The sequence below is a fragment of the Streptomyces sp. Alt3 genome, assembly GCF_030719215.1.
In the GTDB taxonomy this organism is placed as follows: domain Bacteria; phylum Actinomycetota; class Actinomycetes; order Streptomycetales; family Streptomycetaceae; genus Streptomyces; species Streptomyces glycanivorans.
This window is the reverse complement of sequence record NZ_CP120983.1, coordinates 1,751,930-1,768,560: the sequence shown is the minus strand read 5'-3', so window position 1 is coordinate 1,768,560 and position 16,631 is coordinate 1,751,930. Positions and strand designations below refer to the sequence as shown.

General features: G+C 67.5%; 14 protein-coding genes. 9 read left to right on the top strand and 5 right to left on the bottom strand.

Features of this window, described 5'->3' with window-relative positions:
* Positions 1-167: 167 nt before the first annotated feature.
* The 8 genes from P8A20_RS07640 to P8A20_RS07605 all read left to right on the top strand — a co-directional run bounded on the left by P8A20_RS07640 (position 168) and on the right by P8A20_RS07605 (position 7,952).
* Positions 168-1,064: an SDR family oxidoreductase gene (locus P8A20_RS07640; protein ID WP_306103190.1), complete on the top strand. Its 897-nt coding sequence runs from the start codon at positions 168-170 to the stop codon at positions 1,062-1,064.
* A 191-nt stretch (positions 1,065-1,255) separates the two neighbouring features.
* Positions 1,256-2,146 carry an SDR family NAD(P)-dependent oxidoreductase gene (locus P8A20_RS07635; protein WP_306103189.1) on the top strand — a complete coding sequence of 297 codons (891 nt, stop codon included), beginning with the start codon at positions 1,256-1,258 and terminating at the stop codon, positions 2,144-2,146.
* Between the two features lie 137 nt (positions 2,147-2,283).
* Positions 2,284-3,765 (top strand): aldehyde dehydrogenase family protein, encoded by a 1,482-nt coding sequence (locus P8A20_RS07630; protein WP_306103188.1) that lies wholly within the window; start codon positions 2,284-2,286, stop codon positions 3,763-3,765.
* A gap of 91 nt (positions 3,766-3,856) precedes the next feature.
* Positions 3,857-5,206: an FUSC family protein gene (locus P8A20_RS07625; protein WP_306103187.1), complete on the top strand. Its 1,350-nt coding sequence runs from the start codon at positions 3,857-3,859 to the stop codon at positions 5,204-5,206.
* 134 nt (positions 5,207-5,340) lie between these two features.
* The gene (locus P8A20_RS07620; RefSeq protein ID WP_306103186.1) at positions 5,341-5,670 is read left to right on the top strand and encodes a nuclear transport factor 2 family protein; all 330 of its coding nucleotides are present in this window, start codon (positions 5,341-5,343) and stop codon (positions 5,668-5,670) included.
* 180 nt (positions 5,671-5,850) lie between these two features.
* Complete coding sequence (locus tag P8A20_RS07615) at positions 5,851-6,432, top strand: hypothetical protein (protein WP_306103185.1); 582 nt, start codon at positions 5,851-5,853, stop codon at positions 6,430-6,432.
* Positions 6,429-6,770 carry an HNH endonuclease family protein gene (locus P8A20_RS07610; protein WP_306103184.1) on the top strand — a complete coding sequence of 114 codons (342 nt, stop codon included), beginning with the start codon at positions 6,429-6,431 and terminating at the stop codon, positions 6,768-6,770. Before P8A20_RS07615 ends, P8A20_RS07610 begins: the two co-directional genes overlap by 4 nt.
* A 9-nt stretch (positions 6,771-6,779) precedes the next feature.
* The gene (locus tag P8A20_RS07605) at positions 6,780-7,952 is read left to right on the top strand and encodes a penicillin-binding transpeptidase domain-containing protein (protein ID WP_306103183.1); all 1,173 of its coding nucleotides are present in this window, start codon (positions 6,780-6,782) and stop codon (positions 7,950-7,952) included.
* Between the two features lie 1,065 nt (positions 7,953-9,017).
* On the opposite strand, the gene P8A20_RS07600 is transcribed toward P8A20_RS07605, so the two are convergent.
* The 5 genes from P8A20_RS07600 to P8A20_RS07580 all read right to left on the bottom strand — a co-directional run bounded on the left by P8A20_RS07600 (position 9,018) and on the right by P8A20_RS07580 (position 14,704).
* The gene (locus P8A20_RS07600; protein ID WP_306103182.1) at positions 9,018-10,334 is read right to left on the bottom strand and encodes an ABC transporter ATP-binding protein; all 1,317 of its coding nucleotides are present in this window, start codon (positions 10,332-10,334) and stop codon (positions 9,018-9,020) included.
* A 48-nt stretch (positions 10,335-10,382) separates the two neighbouring features.
* Positions 10,383-10,904, bottom strand: coding sequence for a DoxX family protein (locus tag P8A20_RS07595; protein ID WP_306103181.1), 522 nt, complete (start codon positions 10,902-10,904; stop codon positions 10,383-10,385).
* Positions 10,905-11,056: 152 nt separating this feature from the next.
* Positions 11,057-11,710 carry a lytic polysaccharide monooxygenase auxiliary activity family 9 protein gene (locus P8A20_RS07590; RefSeq protein ID WP_306103180.1) on the bottom strand — a complete coding sequence of 218 codons (654 nt, stop codon included), beginning with the start codon at positions 11,708-11,710 and terminating at the stop codon, positions 11,057-11,059.
* A gap of 86 nt (positions 11,711-11,796) precedes the next feature.
* Positions 11,797-12,231, bottom strand: coding sequence for a DoxX family protein (locus P8A20_RS07585; RefSeq protein ID WP_306103179.1), 435 nt, complete (start codon positions 12,229-12,231; stop codon positions 11,797-11,799).
* A 97-nt stretch (positions 12,232-12,328) separates the two neighbouring features.
* Positions 12,329-14,704 (bottom strand): family 49 glycosyl hydrolase, encoded by a 2,376-nt coding sequence (locus tag P8A20_RS07580; RefSeq protein WP_306103178.1) that lies wholly within the window; start codon positions 14,702-14,704, stop codon positions 12,329-12,331.
* Positions 14,705-15,444: 740 nt separating this feature from the next.
* Between P8A20_RS07580 and P8A20_RS07575 the strand changes: the two genes are divergently transcribed.
* Complete coding sequence (locus P8A20_RS07575; RefSeq protein WP_306103176.1) at positions 15,445-16,626, top strand: ROK family transcriptional regulator; 1,182 nt, start codon at positions 15,445-15,447, stop codon at positions 16,624-16,626.
* Positions 16,627-16,631: the final 5 nt, after the last annotated feature.

Genomic DNA, 16,631 nt, shown 5'->3' with positions numbered 1-16,631 from the left:
CCTCACCGTCCTGGGTACCGCATCCGCACGCCGTACACCCGGCACACCACCCGGGGCTGGCACCCGACGCTGCCACTTCCGCGGCCCGGATCACCAGCACACTGCGGGCTCCGGCCTGCGGCCCACCTGCCCTGGGGATAACCCCGGCTCGTCCTCGAGGTGCCTACATGAGCAAGACCATCGTCATCACCGGCGCCGGTACCGGTTTAGGGGCCCTGACAGCCCGCGCCCTGGCCGAGGCCGGCCACACCGTCTACGCGGCCATGCGCGACACCACCACCCGCAACGCCCTGAGGGTTGCCGACGCCCGCCGGTACGCCACCGTCCACGGCGTCGACCTGCGCACTGTCGAACTCGACATCCTGTCGCAGAGGTCTTCGGACGCGGCTATCGCGAGGATCACCGCCGAGGCGGGACACCTCGACGTGGTCGTGCACAACGCCGGATGCAGGAGCACCGGCCCCACCGAGGCGTTCACCCCGCAGGAACTTGCATCAGTTTTCGACACCAACGTGCTGGGCACTCAGCGGGTCAACAGGGCGGCCCTGCCCCACCTGCGCGCCCAGCAGCACGGCCTGGTCGTGTGGATCGGATGCACGTCCACCAGAGGCGGGACCCCGCCCTACCTGGCCCCGTACATCGCGTCCAAAGCGGCTGTGGATGCGCTCGCCGTCTCCTACGCCGCAGAACTGGCCCGCTTTAACGTCGAGACCTCGATCATCGTCCCGGGCTCCTTCAGCAGTGCAGGCCACCACGCGATCGGCTCCCGCCCGGGCGATCACAAGGCCGTCCATGCCTACGAGCGCCGCTACACCGGGCTCATGGAACAGGTCTCCCGGCGCCTGGCCGCCATGGCACCCCACGACCCGGGCGCTGAACAGGTCGCCGACGCGATTGTCGCGGTCGTCGATGCAGAGCACGGGACACGGCCCTTTCGCGTCCACGTCGACCCGGCCGACGACGGCTCCGAGGAAATCAGCGAGGTCGCCGACCGCATCCGTATCCACTTCCTGACCCGCCTGGGCCTCGCCGACCTTCTCGCCCCGCACACCGGCACCAGCTGACCTGCCCCAGCGCGCACCGGACCGAGCCGCCGCCCCACACCGCGGTTCCACTCACACCCGTCCAACCGGGTCTACGCGGCGCCCCGGACCCCATACCTCCAGCCGGCGGCGAACCCGTTACCCAGACCGTTCGCCGCCTCCTCCATCCACCAGCCTTCAACACACCCACCGCACCAACAGGAGACACTCCCATGAGCAGCACCATTCTGATCACCGGCGCCGGTTCCGGCTTCGGCGCCCTGGCCGCCCGCGCGCTCGCCGATGCCGGGCACACCGTGTACGCGGCGATGCGCAACACCACCACCCGCAATGCGGGGCGGGTCGCGGACGCCAAGGCATACGCCGCCGAGCACGGCGTCGACCTGCGCACGGTCGAACTCGACGTCCTCTCGCAGGAGTCTGCGGACGCGGCCATCACCACGGTCCTGTCCGAGGCCGGACGGCTGGACGTGGTCATCCACAACGCCGGCCACATGGTGACCGGCCCCACCGAGGCATTCACCCCCGACGAGATGATCGCCGTCTACGACACCAACGTGCTGGGCACCCAACGCGTCAACCGGGCCGCCCTGCCCCACTTGCGTGCCCGCCGCGAAGGACTGGTCCTCTGGGTGGGTTCCACCTCCACCAAGGGCGGCACCCCGCCATACCTCGCCCCCTACTTCGCGGCCAAGGCAGCCATGGACGCGCTCGCCGTCTCGTACGCCGCCGAACTGGCCCGCTTCAACGTCGAGACCTCGATCATCGTCCCGGGGTCCTTCACCCGGGGCACCAACCACTTCGCCACCGGCGGACGCCCCAGCGACCAGACCGTCGTGCCCGACTACGAGGCCCACTACGCCGGCCTGATGGACCAGGTCTCCCAGCGCCTTGCGGACCTCGCCCCGGCCGACGCCGACGTCTCCCAGGTCGCCGACGCCATCGTCGAGGTCGTAGGCACCGAGCACGGCAGGCGCCCGTTCCGGGTCCACATCGACCCCGCCAACGACGGCAGCGAAACCGTCAGCGCCGTCGCCGACCATATCCGCGCCGAATTCCTCACCCGCATCGGCCTGGAAGACCTCCTCCACCCGCACAACTGACCGCTGCCCGCCAAGCGGCCCCTCCAAGAGGAGGCCGCGCGCGGACGGGTACCCCGTGCAGCGCCGGTGCGGCGCCCTCACAGCGCCGCACCGGCACCCCCTTCCCCTGCCAGTCGTTCAGCCCAAGGAGTTCCCCCATGACCGTGATCCCTCTGCCCACCGCCTCCACCCGTGGTCTGCTGATAGGAGGCAAGGAAATCCCCGCCGTCTCCGGCCGCACCACCGACGACACCAATCCCCGCACCGGCGCAGCCTTCGTCCGCGTGCCCGCAGCCGAACCGGCCGACATCCAGCTCGCCGTCACCGCCGCGCAGGAAGCATTCACCGGGTGGGCAACCACCGCACCATCCACGCGCCGGCAGATCCTGAACGACACCGCCGACCTTCTCGAAGAACGCGTGGCTGAATTCACCGAGATCATGACCGCCGAGACCGGTGGCACCCGCATCTGGGCCAGCTTCAACATCCACATGTCCGCGACCCTGATCCGTCAGGCCGCGACCATGGCCACCTCTCCTGCCGGGTCCGTCCTCGCCACCGACGTGCCGGGCGAATGGTCGATGGCCGTACGGGAACCCGCCGGAGTCGTCGCCGCGTTCGTCCCCTGGAACGGTCCGCTCATCCTCTGCGCCCGGGCCATCGCCGTCGCCCTGGCCACCGGCAACCCCGTGGTCATCCGCCCCAGCGAAGACGGCCCCATCACCTCCGGATACTTCCTCGCCGACCTGCTCACCGAGGCGGGACTGCCCGCAGGTGTCGTCAACGTGGTCACCAACGACCGTGCGGACGCTCCCGAAGTGGTCGCGGCCCTGGTCGCCGACCCCCGCGTACGCCGCGTCAACTTCACCGGCTCCACCCCCGTCGGCCGGATCGTGGGCCAGCTGGCCGGCGAACACCTGACCCCCGCCATCCTGGAACTGGGCGGCAAGAACCCCATCATCGTCCTCGACGATGCCGACATCGCCTACGCGGCCGCGGGCATCACCGTCGCCAAGTTCATGAACTCCGGTCAGATCTGCATGTGTGTCGACCGCGTCATTATTCAGGACAGCGCGTACGACGCCTTGACCGAAGCGTTCTTGGCCAAGATCGCCACCCTTGGACAGGGCGACCCGGAGGACCCGCACACCCTCGTCGGACCGCTGATCAACGCCCGGGCCGCCCAGCGTGTGGCCGAACTGGTCGCGGACGCCCTCGCCAAGGGCGCCACCCTCCTGACGGGCGGAGGGGACGCCGACGGCGCGTTCTACCCGGCCACGGTCCTGAGCGACGTCACCCCCGACATGCGCATTTACCACGAGGAAGTCTTCGGACCGGTGGCCACCCTCTTCCGAGTGGACACCGAACAGGACGCCGTCGCACTGGCCAACGACACCCCCTACGGCCTCTCTAGCGCCGTCTACACCGAAAACGGCTCCCGCGGACTCGCGGTTGCCCGCCTCCTCCGCCACGGTGCCGTCCACGTCAACGACCACTCCGTGTCCGACGAACCGCAGGCCCCCGTCGGCGGCGTCAAGGACAGCGGCTACGGCCACTTCGGCAGCGAGTGGGGGGCCGAATTCTTCACTGAGACCCGGTGGATCACCCTCGCCGACCGCCACAGCACCTACCCAGTCTGACCACTGCCGGCCCCGCCCGCAAACCCCTGCGCCCGACCGCAACCGCAGCCCCCGGCCAGGCCCGGAGCCACGCCTGACAAGGAGGAAGAAAGTGCCCGCTTTCACTAGCGGTCTAATCGTTCTCGCCCCCAACCTGGCACGACTGCGGGCGGCCATCACAGCAGCCTCCTGCGCCGGCCTCGCCGTAACGATCGGATCCGCAACCGGCCACGCGGACACCGGTCTGGTCGCCAGCACCGGATCGCTGGCCGCGCTCTACGCCGCCGACAGCACCCCACGGCGCGAAGCCGCCCACGTCGCCGCAGCCGCAGCCGTACTCAGCGTGTCCCTGGCCGCCGGCGCCCTGGCCACCGGGCCGTGGTCCGCGGTAGTCATCACCACCGTGTGGACGGCCCTCGTCGCATACGGGTGCGCTGCACTCGCCACCCGTCCGCCTGGAGCGATGATGTTCATCCTGATGTGCACCCTCGGCACCGTTCTGCCCGGCAGCTCGTTGGCCGCGATCGTCGCCACCGCGGCCACCGGCATCGCAGCTGCCGCCCTCTCCACTGCCAGACCACGGCGCAGCGAGCAGGGCTTTGACCCGTTACTGCACATGGACACGAACCACGCCCGCTTCGCCCGTGCCCAGTGGTCTCTCAACCCCAAGGCGTCACCACTGGTCTTCATGGCGACGCGCAGCGCCTGCGCCGTCGCCCTGGCCGGCTCGGTCGCCGTCGCCGTAGACGCCGAACGCCCGTACTGGGCCATGGCAGCAACCGCAGCGGTCCTGGGCCGGGGCAATCAGGCGGCCACCACCATCCTGCGCGCGGGACAACGGCTGACCGGCACCCTGGTCGGCTGCCTGGTCGCCGGCCTTGTCCTTTTGGCCCATCCCCGCGGCCTGGTCGCGGCCCTCATCCTGGCGGCCCTCACCTTCGCCACAGAGCTCTTCGTCACCCGCAACTATGCCCTGGCCATGGCTTTCGTCACGCCCATGGCACTGCTCCTCACCGACGCCGCCGGGCCAGCGCTCCCACTGGAACCCCTCTTGGCCTCACGCGCCGGAGAAACCCTTCTGGGCTGCGCCGCAGCCGTAGCCGCCTCGCAGGTGGTGACCCGGCGCTGGGCCGTACGTCATCAACGTCACGCGCTAAGAGCCGTAGAGCGTCTCACCGAGTGGGGGTACTCCGGCGCGCGGAACCCGCGGCAGATACAGGAACGGGCAGGGAGTCTCGCAGGTGCCGTCCACCGGCTCGAAACCGTGACCACCCGCACCGCAGCGGAACGTCGCGGGATCCGCGAGTCCACGCAGGATCTGCGGCTTCTCTCCGACCAGGCGCTCATCCACGCACGGACCCTGCTGAACGACCTCGGCCAACAGCTCGGCACAGCGTCTTCCCTTCGAGAAGGAGCGCTTTCGCTGCCTGGCGAACCCAGCGTGGAGGGCCGGCCCACATGATCCGTTTGTTCCCGGCCCACTGCGCCTCGAAGCTTGCCCTTCGCACGGCCGCTCTAGCAGCGGCGCTTGTCGCAGGTGGATGGGCGGCGAACAGCTGCTCTTTTCCTTTCGCCCTTCCCTCCAAGGAGCACCCCATGTCCGCCCGACACGCCCTTCCCCCCATCGTCAACGCTTCCCTGGAAGCTGCGAACGCACATGACACCGACGGGTGGCTGATGACTTTCAGCCCAGGCGGAGCCGTGAACGACTGGGGCCGGGTCTTCACCGGTCACGACGCCATGCGGGACTGGAGCGACACTGAATTCATTGGCGCGAATGTCGACCTGCGGGTCACCGAGCTCAGAAAGCAGGACGACAGCATCACCCTGACAGCACAGGTCGGTGGCGACGGCTTCAACGGCCTCTCCCACTTCGAGTTCACCGTCCAAGACGAACGCATCACGCTGATGCGCATCACCGCATAGGAACCCCGACTCCAACCAGCCCGACGAACCAGACGGCAGAGCACGGCGGTGGCCAGAAAGGCGCCCCCCCATTGCGGATGAGCGTGTCCGCCGTGCGCCCGTTGCTGGCGCGGCGCAAAGCCCTGGTGCCAGTCCTCAGCCACCGAGCCTGCGGCTCGCCCTCACCTCGGAGACCTCCTCATGCGCTCCCTGCGCCTCATACTCACGGGACTTGTTCTTACCGGCACTGTCTTCGTCCTTACCGCACTCCTGGTCCCTCAGGCGCAGAACCCCGCCGCGGCCGCCGTCACCGTGTTCTGTTCCGTGTGGTTCGTCGTGGCGTTGCTCAACGCCACGAGCGGAATCAACAAAGGGCATCCACCCCGCCTCGAAGCCGGTCTTGCCGTACTTGTTTTCGCCGCACCCACCGCTGCCGCCCTGGCCCTGTGGTCCGAGGGCGGACTGGAGATCGACTCAGCTCGCACGCCCTGGATCCTGACAACCGGAGTCGCCCTATGGGCGGTGATCCTGCAGCTCGTAGCAGTCCGCAACAGCCAAGGGACGGTTCCAAATACTCAGAACATGACGGTGACCGTCTTTCTCCCACTCTGGCTGCTCCTCATGCTGGTCAACATGCTCGTGGGCTTGAGACTCGGCTACACGTTGACGGAGGAGTTGTCGGTGCTCTCGCTGAACTTTGGCGTACCCGCAGCCGTCGCTGCCATCGCCCGAGCATGCACCCGCCCCCGCACCGCAGGACGAAATACCGCACGATTCGAATGACGCTCCCACCAGCTGGTGGCTATGCCTGGACCACCGAGCGGCGTCGTCTGTATGCCAACGACCTGGGCTCGGACGTCACCCTCGTCGGTGTCACCGCCCGCTTTAACCGTCAGAAGAGCGACCAGGATCCGGCGACCTGGATGCCCGCGCCGACCGTCTACTGCCGGTACATCGGTGAGTTGGTGGCCACCAAGCACCGGTGGGGTCTCGCTGTTGACCAGGCAGAGCGTGAGACATTGCTGATGTACGCGGCTGACTGTCCGAACGCAGTACTGAACTTCGAGCGGGCCTCTACTCCAGCCGGACTTCTCCACCCCGCCGACGGCGGTGTTGTCTAGAGTGTGGTCATGCCGTCGCTCATCAAGCGTTCCCTTGTCGTGCCCTGGCTCCTCGTGCTGCTGGCCGGTTGTGCTGGTGGCACGGACTCGCCCAACACGAGCGCGATGAAGCCGAGTTCGAGTGACACCCTCGGCGGGTACGGCGACATTCTCGTCGCCGGCAGGCCCGTCACAGGGTCCAAGCCGAGCGGGAACAAGAAGTTTCCGTATCAGCGTACCTACACAGAAGGCGCGTTGTATGCACCCGTGACCGGCTATCGGTCACTCGCCTTCGGCGCCGCGGGGCTGGAGTCCATCTACGAGGACACCTTGACCCACCGCAAGGGCGACGTAGAGACCACCATTGATCCGGAGGTGCAGAAGGCGGCCTTCGAGGCGCTCGGCGAGCGGCGTGGGGCGGCGGTCGCGCTCAACGCCAGGACGGGGGCACTGCTGGCTGTCGTGAGCACGCCTTCCTACGACCCGGCGGCGTTCAGCGGCAACTTTCCGAGGGACCAAGAGGCCTGGCGGAAGGCGAGTGAGGACAAGAGCAGGCCCATGCTCAACCGGACACTGCGTGAGGCGACCGCGCCCGGCGAGGCCTTCGACATCGTGATCGCCGCGACGGCTCTGGACCACGGCCTGTACGACACGGTGGACGAGCCCACGCATGGCGGCTCGGGTGAGTGCGCGAACGCCACCATCCGTGAGGCACTGGCCAGGTCCTGCGACGAGAACATGGCAAAGCTGGCCACGGAACTGGGAGAGGAGAGACTGCGCGATACCGCAGAAGAATTCGGCTTCGGCGATGACGGGCTTTTGGTCCCGAACCGGGTTACGGAGAGCAGGTACGAAAGCTACGGCAACGGGGACATCACCGTCACCCCACTCCAACTGGCCAGGGTGACGGCGGCCCTCGCCAACCGTGGCCTGCTGAAGGGCCCACACCTGGTTGCCGAGGACGAAGGGGGGCAGGTCACGCAGAGTGTCCCGGAAGCCACGGCGGGCCTGCTGCTCCCCGCGGTGCGGGGGAAGAAGGAATGGGCGCCGACCGACGCCGGTGACGGAACCCCTTCCTCCTGGTCCCTCACTTATGCCCGGACCGAGAAGGGCGACACCGTCGCACTCGTGGTCCGCGTGGCAACCTCGGACGCAGCCACGGCCGCCCATGTCACGGCGGCGATGGCCGAGGCGCTTTCCTGAGGAGGGCTTGCGGAGGTGCTGAGAACAGCCTGCGTGACGGTTGTGATCAGGCTTCGCGAGCAAAGACCATCCGCGCATCCCCTCCAACCAATCTGCTGCAAGCAGTCGTTGACCAGCGCTAATGAAGAAGTCCGGCTCGAGTGCTAATCGTGGCAACCTGTTCCGTCCCGAAGAGGAGGAATGGACTGTTGGTCATGACGCTCTGGGCGCCAGCTCGCGGTATCGCGAGCCAGGAAATGGGCTCTGAACTGGGCTTTTCCGAGACTCTCCCCGGCCGGCATCCTTCCGATGACTTATCACGTGAAGAGCGCGGTGCACGGAAGCCGTTGCTCCTGGTTCAAAGTCCCAGAAAAGTCCCAGGGACTCCGTCACACCCCACCTCGACTCTCATTTGTGCAGGTCAGAAGGGGTGTGGCGGTGCTTCTTCCGCAAGCTTTCAGATGTCCCGGAAGAAACCAGCCAGCGAGGTGGCCTGCGACGATGAGAGGGATTCGGTCGCTGACCTGGGAGAATGGTCTTTCAGTTGTTTCATGCTCGTGCCAGTTGATGGAGCCGAAAGTCCCAGAAAAGTCCCAGAGCGCTCCCACGGCTGACGGAGGCTCTTTCGGCTTCACTCGACGTGGGGCAGCGTGGCGGGCCGGGGCCGGGGCCGGGGCCGGGGCCGGGGCCGGGGCTGTGGGCGGAGGTCGGCCTTTGTTCCCCCGCCGCGATGGGCAGCTCACCTCCGCTAGCGCGGAGAAGCACGTCTGCTGGCCTACCTGGGCGCGTCGGTTCAACTTCGCCGTCTCACATCCGAAGGCGCGCAGGTTCCAATCTGTTGCTCACATGCCCTTGCGATAGCCGCGTGCCACCGGCGCCGCCGCTCGGCTTGGAGGAGTTCCTGCTCCCGGTCCGGCCGGGACCCCGGTCTTGCCCTGTCGAGCGGACCGCCGATGGGCTACTCGGAAGTCCGGATGTGCTCGACCGCCACGTGCCCCTTGTGGTGCTTCTGGACGGTCGCCGGTTTCTGTCCTCGGCGGGGGAAGGCTGGCTGGTCAGGGCTGGAGTGGGGTGTTTTAGCTGTAGTCAGAGTTGCGGCACTTGGGTGGGGTCGGGGCTGATGCGTTCGCCGCGTGCATTGAAGACGAGCAGGTTGCGTACGTCGATGAGGAGGGGGATGTGCTGGCCTCTTCGATGACGGGCGCCCGGTTCATCGCGGATGACGAGTTCTCCGATGCCCTTGCGGGTAGGGGACTGCGCCGGAGGCTCTGTGGCGCCGGGGAGCGCGGGGTGGCGGCCGAAGAGGCTGATGCGGCGGCGGAGTTGCCGCAGGACGTCGGCGGCGCTTGTGCGGGCCTGGTGGTGGGGTATGTGGTCGGAGAGCTGGGCCGGTACGTCGGCCTGCTGTCCGCCCAGTGAGAGGTGGAGCAGCGCTTCGTGGCCCTGGAACTCGGTGTGCTCGACGACCCCGGTCATGGCTCGTTCGGAGGCGGTGGCGTGTGTCTTGTCGGCTATGCGGATGGCTTCGGGACGCAGTCCGATGAGGAGCGGCTGTCCCTGGACGACGCGGAGCATCTGGTGGTCATGCGTGAGCGGGTAGGAGAGGGTGATTTTTTGGGCCCCCAAGTTGAGCGCCATGACGCCGTCGACGGGGGCGTACACCGTGCCGTGCAGCAGGTTGATCCTCGGTGTGCCGACGAACGAGGCGACGAAGGCGTTGGCGGGCAGTGCGTAGAGGGTGCGGGGGGTGTCGACCTGCTGAAGGACTCCGTCGCGCATGACTGCCACCCGGTCGCCGAGCGCCATGGCTTCGGCCTGGTCGTGGGTGACGTAAATGGTCGTCGCACCGGTGCTGCGGGTGACCGCGAGCATTTCGGTGCGCAGGCGGGCACGTAGCCGGGCGTCGAGGCTGGAGAGCGGCTCGTCCATCAGGAAGACCGAGGGGCGCCGGACTACTGCGCGGCCCATGGCGACGCGCTGGCGCTCCCCACCGGAGAGCCGGCCGGGGATCTGGTTCAGGAGGTGGTCGATGCCCAGGGTCTGGGCGACGGACTGCACGTGGGCCGTCACCTGGCCGGGGTCCTGTTTCTGAACCGCGAGGGGAAAGCCGATGTTCTGCGCTGTGGTCATGTTGGGGTAGAGCGCGAAGCTTTGAAAGATCATCGCGATATCGCGTTCGCTTGGCTGGAGATCGTTGGCGATCTTTCCGTCGAGATGCAACTCGCCCCCGCTGATGGTTTCCAGGCCGGCGATCATGCGCAGCAGGGTGGACTTGCCGCATCCGGAGGGGCCGAGCAGGACGAGGAACTCGCCGTCCTCGACGGTCAGGGAGAGCTGGCGCACGGCCCTTTGCCGGTTGGGGTAGGTCTTGGTGAGGTCGTGAAGGGTGATGGTGCTGCCCACGGGTGCTCCTGGTACGTGTCGCGCTTGGCGGGAGAAGAGAGGGGCCGGTCAGGGGGTGAGTTCGGCGGCGGCGACGTGGAGGCCGGCGGCGACCAGGACGATGTTCTTGATGACGTACTGGCCTTCGAGGGTGGGAACAGCCGCGGTGTGCCAGGCGGCGTCGGGCAGTAGGAGCAGCGAGAGGAAGACTCCGGTCATGTGGAGGAAGAAGGCTGCCAGGGCCCAGCGGAGCAGGAAGCCGGTCAGGAGCGCGAGCCCGATGCCCGTCTCCAGGACCGCGAGCAGGAGCAGGCAGACCGGGTCGGGGATGAGTCCGATGGTTAATTCGGTCATGGCGCTGATGGCGAAGTTCTCGGCCGCGCTCGCGCCGGGGAAGAACTTCAGGGCGCCGAACCAGCAGAAGATCAGGCCGATGCAGACGCGCAGGACGAGGGTGCTGATCCGCGTGTAGCGGTACGCGTGGGCTGCGAGGCGGTTCCGCAGGGGCTGCTGTGTCCCCAACGTCGAGGTGAGTGAGCGGTTGGCGCGGGCGGGCTTCTCGCTGGGGTGGTGGTGGGAGGTATTGGTCATCATTGATCCTCCGCTGGAGAAGGCCTCGGACAGCCGGGGCGCTGGGCGTCCGGCGGTGGCTGTTGGCCGGCCCAGGGTCCTACGGAGTCGAGAGGGGACGAGCCCCGCGGGAGGCACTGCTTCCCGCGGGGTCCCGGGTCAGCCGGTCCCGGTCAGCTGAAGTTGACGTCGCTGCACAGGAAGTACTTCTGGTCCATGTGCGATGCCTTCCAGACCGTCACCACGACGTGGCGTCCGCTGTAGCCGGAGGTACTGACGTCCGTGACGTAGTGCGGCTGGTAGGGGTACCTGCCGGTCTTCTTCACCAGCTCGAGGTCGTCCCACCCGATCAGCTGGTACTCCGGGTTGAAGCCCTGCTTGGTGACGTAGACCTCGAGCCAGTCCGCACCGTGTCGTGCCTCGTCGTAGAGGTCGATGGTGAAGTCGGAGCCGATGTTGGTCATCTTCCACGGTCCGGGGCGGTCGAGGGGACGGTAGTTCGTCTCGCCCTGGCCGCCGGCGCTGCAGATCTGGCCGTTGGGGACGACCTGCTTGTAGTTGTCGCCGGTGTTGTTGGCGTAGACGGCCTTCCACGCGCCGATGGCGTTCGCGTTCTCGTGGTAGGTCCGGTAGCACATGGGGTCCTGGGACTCGTTGGGCTCGGTGTATCCCCAGCGCTGCAGGCAGCCGTAGTTGCGGGTCTCGGGGGTGATGACGGTGCCGTGTGCGGAGGCCGTCGGTGCCTGGATGACGCCCAGGAGTGCGGTGGCCAGTAAGGCCGAGCTCAGCGCGACGACGCGGGAGAGCGTTGCGGGTATGCGGTTCATGGTGCTCTTCCTCTGTGTGTGTGTGTGGAGATCACAGGCCGATCCCCGACCAGTGATTTAGGTGTACATGACAGCTTGTGGTGCGGTCAGGCGTTGCTCAGGTGGGTGCTCACCTCCTCTCGCCGGCGCGCGAGCCGGTTCAGTAGGGCGGCCAGGGACCACTGGCCGGGGCCGAGGGCGGCGATGAGCAGGAAGGCCCAGCAGAACAGCACGGCGCTCTCGCCACCGTTCTCGATGGGGAGCAGCCCGTCGCCCTGGTGGTTGACGAAGTAGGCGTAGGCCATGGACCCGGAGCACAGAAGTGCTGCCGTGCGCGTGCTCAGTCCGATCAGCACGAGTACTCCACCGATCAGCTGGATCACCGCGGCCCACCAGCTGGGCCACTCCCCGGTGCTGGGCATCGCGCCGTGCGGGCCGCCCAGGACGTTGAAGAGGGTGGCGGCTCCGTGGCAGGCGAAGAGCAGGCCGGTCACGATGCGGAAGAGGCTCAGGATGGGCTGTTCGAACCTGGCTGCTGGCATGTGCCGCATGCCTTTCTGCGGGGGAGGAGGAATAGGGGTACTGCTGGGCCCGGTCGCGGGTGGCCCGCTGCGGTGGTGGCCACCCGCGATCAGGTGGCTAGGCGGTGAGGCTGAACTTCTGGCTGGCCCAGGTGCTGCAGTCCCACAGGTGGAGGCGGGCACCGTTGGCAGTGCTCTGGCCTTCGACATCGAGGCAGCGGCCGGACTTGAGGTTCTTCAGGGTGCCGTTGGCCTGGAAGGCCCACTTCTGGCTGTCCCAGCCGCCGCAGTCCCACAGGTGCGCCTTGGTGCCGTTGGCGGTGGCGCCGCCCTCGACGTCCAGGCACTTGCCGCCGGACTTGAGCTGCTGGCCGTCCAGCGTCCACGTCATCGAGGCTGTGTTGGCGCAGGTCCACTGCTGGATCGCGGTGCCGTTGGCCGTACCGGCTGCGGCGCGGTCGATGCACTTGGTGTTGCCGCCGTTGACGATCCGGCCGGAGCCCGTGGTCGGTTCGGAGCCAGGATCGGGATTGCCGCCGGCGCCCCAGGCGTTCCAGTTGTCCCAGGTCTCCGCGTCGAAGCCGAGGCGGCCGGGCTGGTCCGCTCCCCAGTTGGTGCCGGCCTTGTTGATGACGGTGCCGCCGACGGTGTAGTTCTCGAGCTTGAGGCCCTTGCTCTGGGTCGTTTCGTTGCCCAGGGTGACTTTTTGGCCGGCGGTGTTGGTGTAGCGCTTGAGGAGGCTGACCTGGCTGCCCGGGTCGAGGCCGTTCCAGCTGTCAATCTTCAGGTTCTTGACGTGGATGTTCTCGGTGCTGGAGAGGGCGAAGACGCGGATCGCGCAGTTGGTCTGGCCTTCGACGGTGATGTTCTCGAAGGTCATGTTCTGGACCTTCGTGTTGGGGTCGCCCTTGGTGGTGGACCCCATGTCCTCCCAGTGGGAGGAGGAGTTGAGGATGCAGGTGTTGTACTTGACGTCCTTCCAGTACATCCGGTTGTGGATGACGTGGGTGTTGGTCACCCGGACGTTGTCGATGTTGCGGGGGGTCCAGCCCCACTGGATGACGGGGCCGTTCTCGTTCTTCCAGATGACGGTGTTATCGATGTTGACGTCGCTGTGGTACATCTTCAGGACGTCGTCGTTGGCGTTGAAGAATGTGTTCTTCATGGTGCTGCCGCGGTAGAGCTCGATGCCGTCGGTCTGCCAGTACCAGGAGCCGACCTGCTTGTAGTTGTCGACGCGCATCTGGAAGGTTTGCTCGTTGCCGTAGACGACGAACGAGTGGTAGGGCGGTTCGTTGATCGTCACGCCCTGCAGATCGAGGTACTGCTGGGCGTCGGCGGACTGGAACTGGAGCATCTTCACGCAGGAGGCGTGACAGTTCGACGCCCCGCTGAGGTGGTCGTAGTTGTTGTTGGTGTCCGCCTCGTAGACGTACTGCTCACCGGAGAGGACTCCGTACCCGGTCACCTTGTACAGGCCCTGGGTGTCGTGGAAGAAGCGGAAGGCGCCCTTCACGTACGCGCCGGGTGCCAGGTAGACCCACTTGACGTTGGCCGGGAGCACCGCGTGGTACTTCGAGCCCATGGTGTAGGTGCCCGGGCGGAAGTAGATGATGTCCTGGCTGATGTTGTTCAGGTTCGTGACCTGGCCGGGCTCGGGGTAGTGGATGCTTCCCGACGCGGCGGTGGGGATCAGCCGCTCCTTCTCCGCGCCGGTCGGCGTCGGCTCGGCGAAGATCATCATCGAGTTGCGCGGCTCGGTGTGGATGGCCCGGTTGTTGCCGCCGCCGGTGGTGGTCAGCTTGCCGGCGTCGTTGGCCGGGCCGGACATGTCGTTGTAGGCCGTGTACAGCTGCGGGTCGAACTCGACCGAGAACCGGTAGCCCTTCGAGCTGTAGGGCACCTTGACCCGGACGGTCTTGCTGTTGACCAGCTCCTTGTCGAAGTTCAAGCTGCTCGGCTTGATCTTGACCTGGTCGGCCGAGGAGATGCTCTGGTCGGTGCGCAGTGAGACGTCGACCCACACGTCGGCCGTGTACTGGAACGACGACCAGCTCATGGTGAGGTTCGCCGAGGCGGAGAACTCCGCGCCGTCCTCCTTGGTGTAGCCGATCTTTCCCTTGCCGCTGCGGGGGATGCTCATGTACGCGAACGAGTCGTACTTCGTGGTCGGCGCCGCGGCCGTGGCGACCTTCACGTCGTAGAAGGAGGACCGCCGCACCTTGTCACCGCCCACCGGGCTGCTCGTGTTGAACTCGTGGTTGTCGTGCCACCAGGTCTGCAGCTGCTCGCTGTTCGCGGTCTCTCCCGCCGCTCCCGGCGCGGGTGCCGAGGCCGCGGCGGCAAGGGCTGCCGCGGGGACAAGCCGGCCCGAGGGCAAGGGGGTGGCCGAAGCCAGAGCGCTGGCCGGCGTGACGGCGCCGGCGAGCGCCAAGGCCAGGCCGGCGGCGATGGCCGCCAGCGGGTTGAGCCGTCGCAGTCTTCCTGCGGGCATGTTGATGTCCTCTCCTTGATGAATCGGGGCATGGCCCCAAGGCGCACGCTCTTGGCGGGCGCAGACTCCGGGCCGGCAGCTGACCGCAGCCTGGCGGCGTCATCGGTGTGCGGCCGTCCGCGTGCCGTGCTTGGCGGGAGGTTCGGCCGTGCGCGGCATCCGTCCGGTCCAGCCGGTGGGAGCCGGCGATTTCTCTCCTCTCGGGGGGAGTTGAAGAGCGGAGTCCACGCGCGGGTCACTCGCAGGGCCGGGAGCACAGGACACCGGTCCTGCGAGTGGGCTGACCGGTTCTGTCGACCCGAGGGTGACGGGCTGCAGGTGTGGCGGGCCCTGTGGTCCACGGTCCCGGCTGCCGGATAACGTCCCGTCATTTCTTCGCCGTGTCAATGAAATGAGCGAGAATTACCGACTGCTGGGTTGCGCAGCGAAGCGGCCAACGCGACAAAGGCGTGCAATAAGGTCACTCGGGGTGACCGGCGGCGGCTCGTCACGGTTGAGTAACGCAGTGTTTTCTTTCTTGACGCACTAAAAGGGTGGGGGACACACTCCCGTCATACGCAGTCGACAGGGGCCATCCCGGCCGAAGGCGTCGCAGCCGCAGGAGGCACGATGACGATCTCCGCAATGCCTGGCGACAACGGAGCTCCCGCTGCTGGCACATCGCGGCGCCCGCACCGGGATCGATGGCGCTGAACCGCCCCCGACCGCCCTGACCGACCACCACCTGGAGGTACCGAGTGATGAGCCCGTCCAAGATCCGGTTTTCGGAGCTTGTCAGTGAGCAGACGCGCGCGGAGATCTTCGCGACCGTCCTCACCGCTGGGCCCATCTCGCGCACCCAGCTCGCCCAGCGACTCGGCCTCGTGCCCTCCTCGGTGACCCGCATGCTGCCGCCGCTTCTCGAGCACGACTATCTGCGTGAGAGCGACACCGCACCGAACGGCCGCGGCCGGCCGCAGAAGATGCTGCACGTTAACCCCGACAAGCACCTGGTCGTCGGTCTGAAGATCGGCCCCGCGCAGGTGTCGGGAGTCGTCACCGACATGGCGGCCAACGTCCTGGCCCGCGCCGAGCAGCCACTGGACGACTGCACCCCTCAGACCGCCCTGTCCGCCGCTGCCTCCCTGACCGGCAGGCTCCTCGCAGAGGCGCCCGATGCGACGGACAGGGTGCTCGGCCTCGGAGTAGGAGTGAGCGGCCACGTCGATTCGGCGGCCGGAATCTGCCGCTACTCATCCCTGCTCGACTGGAACAAGGTCGACGTGGCCGGCCCCTTGATGGAGGCGACCGGGCTGCCGGTGGTCGTCAACAACGACGTCAACACCCTGGTCGTCGCGGAACGCTGGTTCGGCGAGGGCCGGGACACCGACTCCTTCGCCGTGGTCACCGTCGGCCCGGGCATCGGCTGCGGCCTGCTCTTGGACGGCTCCCTCTTCTCCGGCGCCACCGGACTTGCCGGAGAGCTCGGCCACCTTCCCCTCGACCCCGCAGGTCCCATGTGCAGCTGCGGCCGCCGCGGCTGCCTGGAGGCCCTGGCCGGCGACCGAGCCGTCCTGCGCCACCTCCGGGACGCCGGCATCGCCTGCGACACGATCGCCGAAGCCATCGACCTCGCACGTGGCGCAAGCGGAGCGGCGAACACCGTCGCCCGCTCCGCGTTCGCCGAAGCCGGCACCGCCCTCGGACGGGGCATGGCCGGCATGTGCAACCTGCTCAACCTGCAGAAAATCATCATCGCCGGGGAGGGAGCGGTCGCCTACGACCTCTTCGGCCCGGCCATGACCGCGGCACTGGAAGCGCAGGCATTCTCCACGGCTGCTTCGGACTGCGACATCCATGTCGACCCCGTCCGGCACGATCTCTGGGCCCGAGGCGCTGCCTGCCTGGTCATCCGTGACGCGGTGGGCGCCGCAATCTCCTGACCCCG

Bases quoted from the DNA above. Each gene is read 5' to 3' on its own strand.
- P8A20_RS07630 (WP_306103188.1), top strand. From the start codon at position 2,284: ATGACCGTGATCCCTCTGCCCACCGCCTCCACCCGTGGTCTGCTGATA.
- P8A20_RS07590 (WP_306103180.1), bottom strand. From the start codon at position 11,710: ATGAACCGCATACCCGCAACGCTCTCCCGCGTCGTCGCGCTGAGCTCG.
- P8A20_RS07585 (WP_306103179.1), bottom strand. From the start codon at position 12,231: ATGCCAGCAGCCAGGTTCGAACAGCCCATCCTGAGCCTCTTCCGCATC.
- P8A20_RS07575 (WP_306103176.1), top strand. From the start codon at position 15,445: ATGAGCCCGTCCAAGATCCGGTTTTCGGAGCTTGTCAGTGAGCAGACG.
- P8A20_RS07635 (WP_306103189.1), top strand. From the start codon at position 1,256: ATGAGCAGCACCATTCTGATCACCGGCGCCGGTTCCGGCTTCGGCGCC.
- P8A20_RS07620 (WP_306103186.1), top strand. From the start codon at position 5,341: ATGTCCGCCCGACACGCCCTTCCCCCCATCGTCAACGCTTCCCTGGAA.
- P8A20_RS07580 (WP_306103178.1), bottom strand. From the start codon at position 14,704: ATGCCCGCAGGAAGACTGCGACGGCTCAACCCGCTGGCGGCCATCGCC.
- P8A20_RS07595 (WP_306103181.1), bottom strand. From the start codon at position 10,904: ATGACCAATACCTCCCACCACCACCCCAGCGAGAAGCCCGCCCGCGCC.
- P8A20_RS07640 (WP_306103190.1), top strand. From the start codon at position 168: ATGAGCAAGACCATCGTCATCACCGGCGCCGGTACCGGTTTAGGGGCC.
- P8A20_RS07615 (WP_306103185.1), top strand. From the start codon at position 5,851: ATGCGCTCCCTGCGCCTCATACTCACGGGACTTGTTCTTACCGGCACT.
- P8A20_RS07605 (WP_306103183.1), top strand. From the start codon at position 6,780: ATGCCGTCGCTCATCAAGCGTTCCCTTGTCGTGCCCTGGCTCCTCGTG.
- P8A20_RS07610 (WP_306103184.1), top strand. From the start codon at position 6,429: ATGACGCTCCCACCAGCTGGTGGCTATGCCTGGACCACCGAGCGGCGT.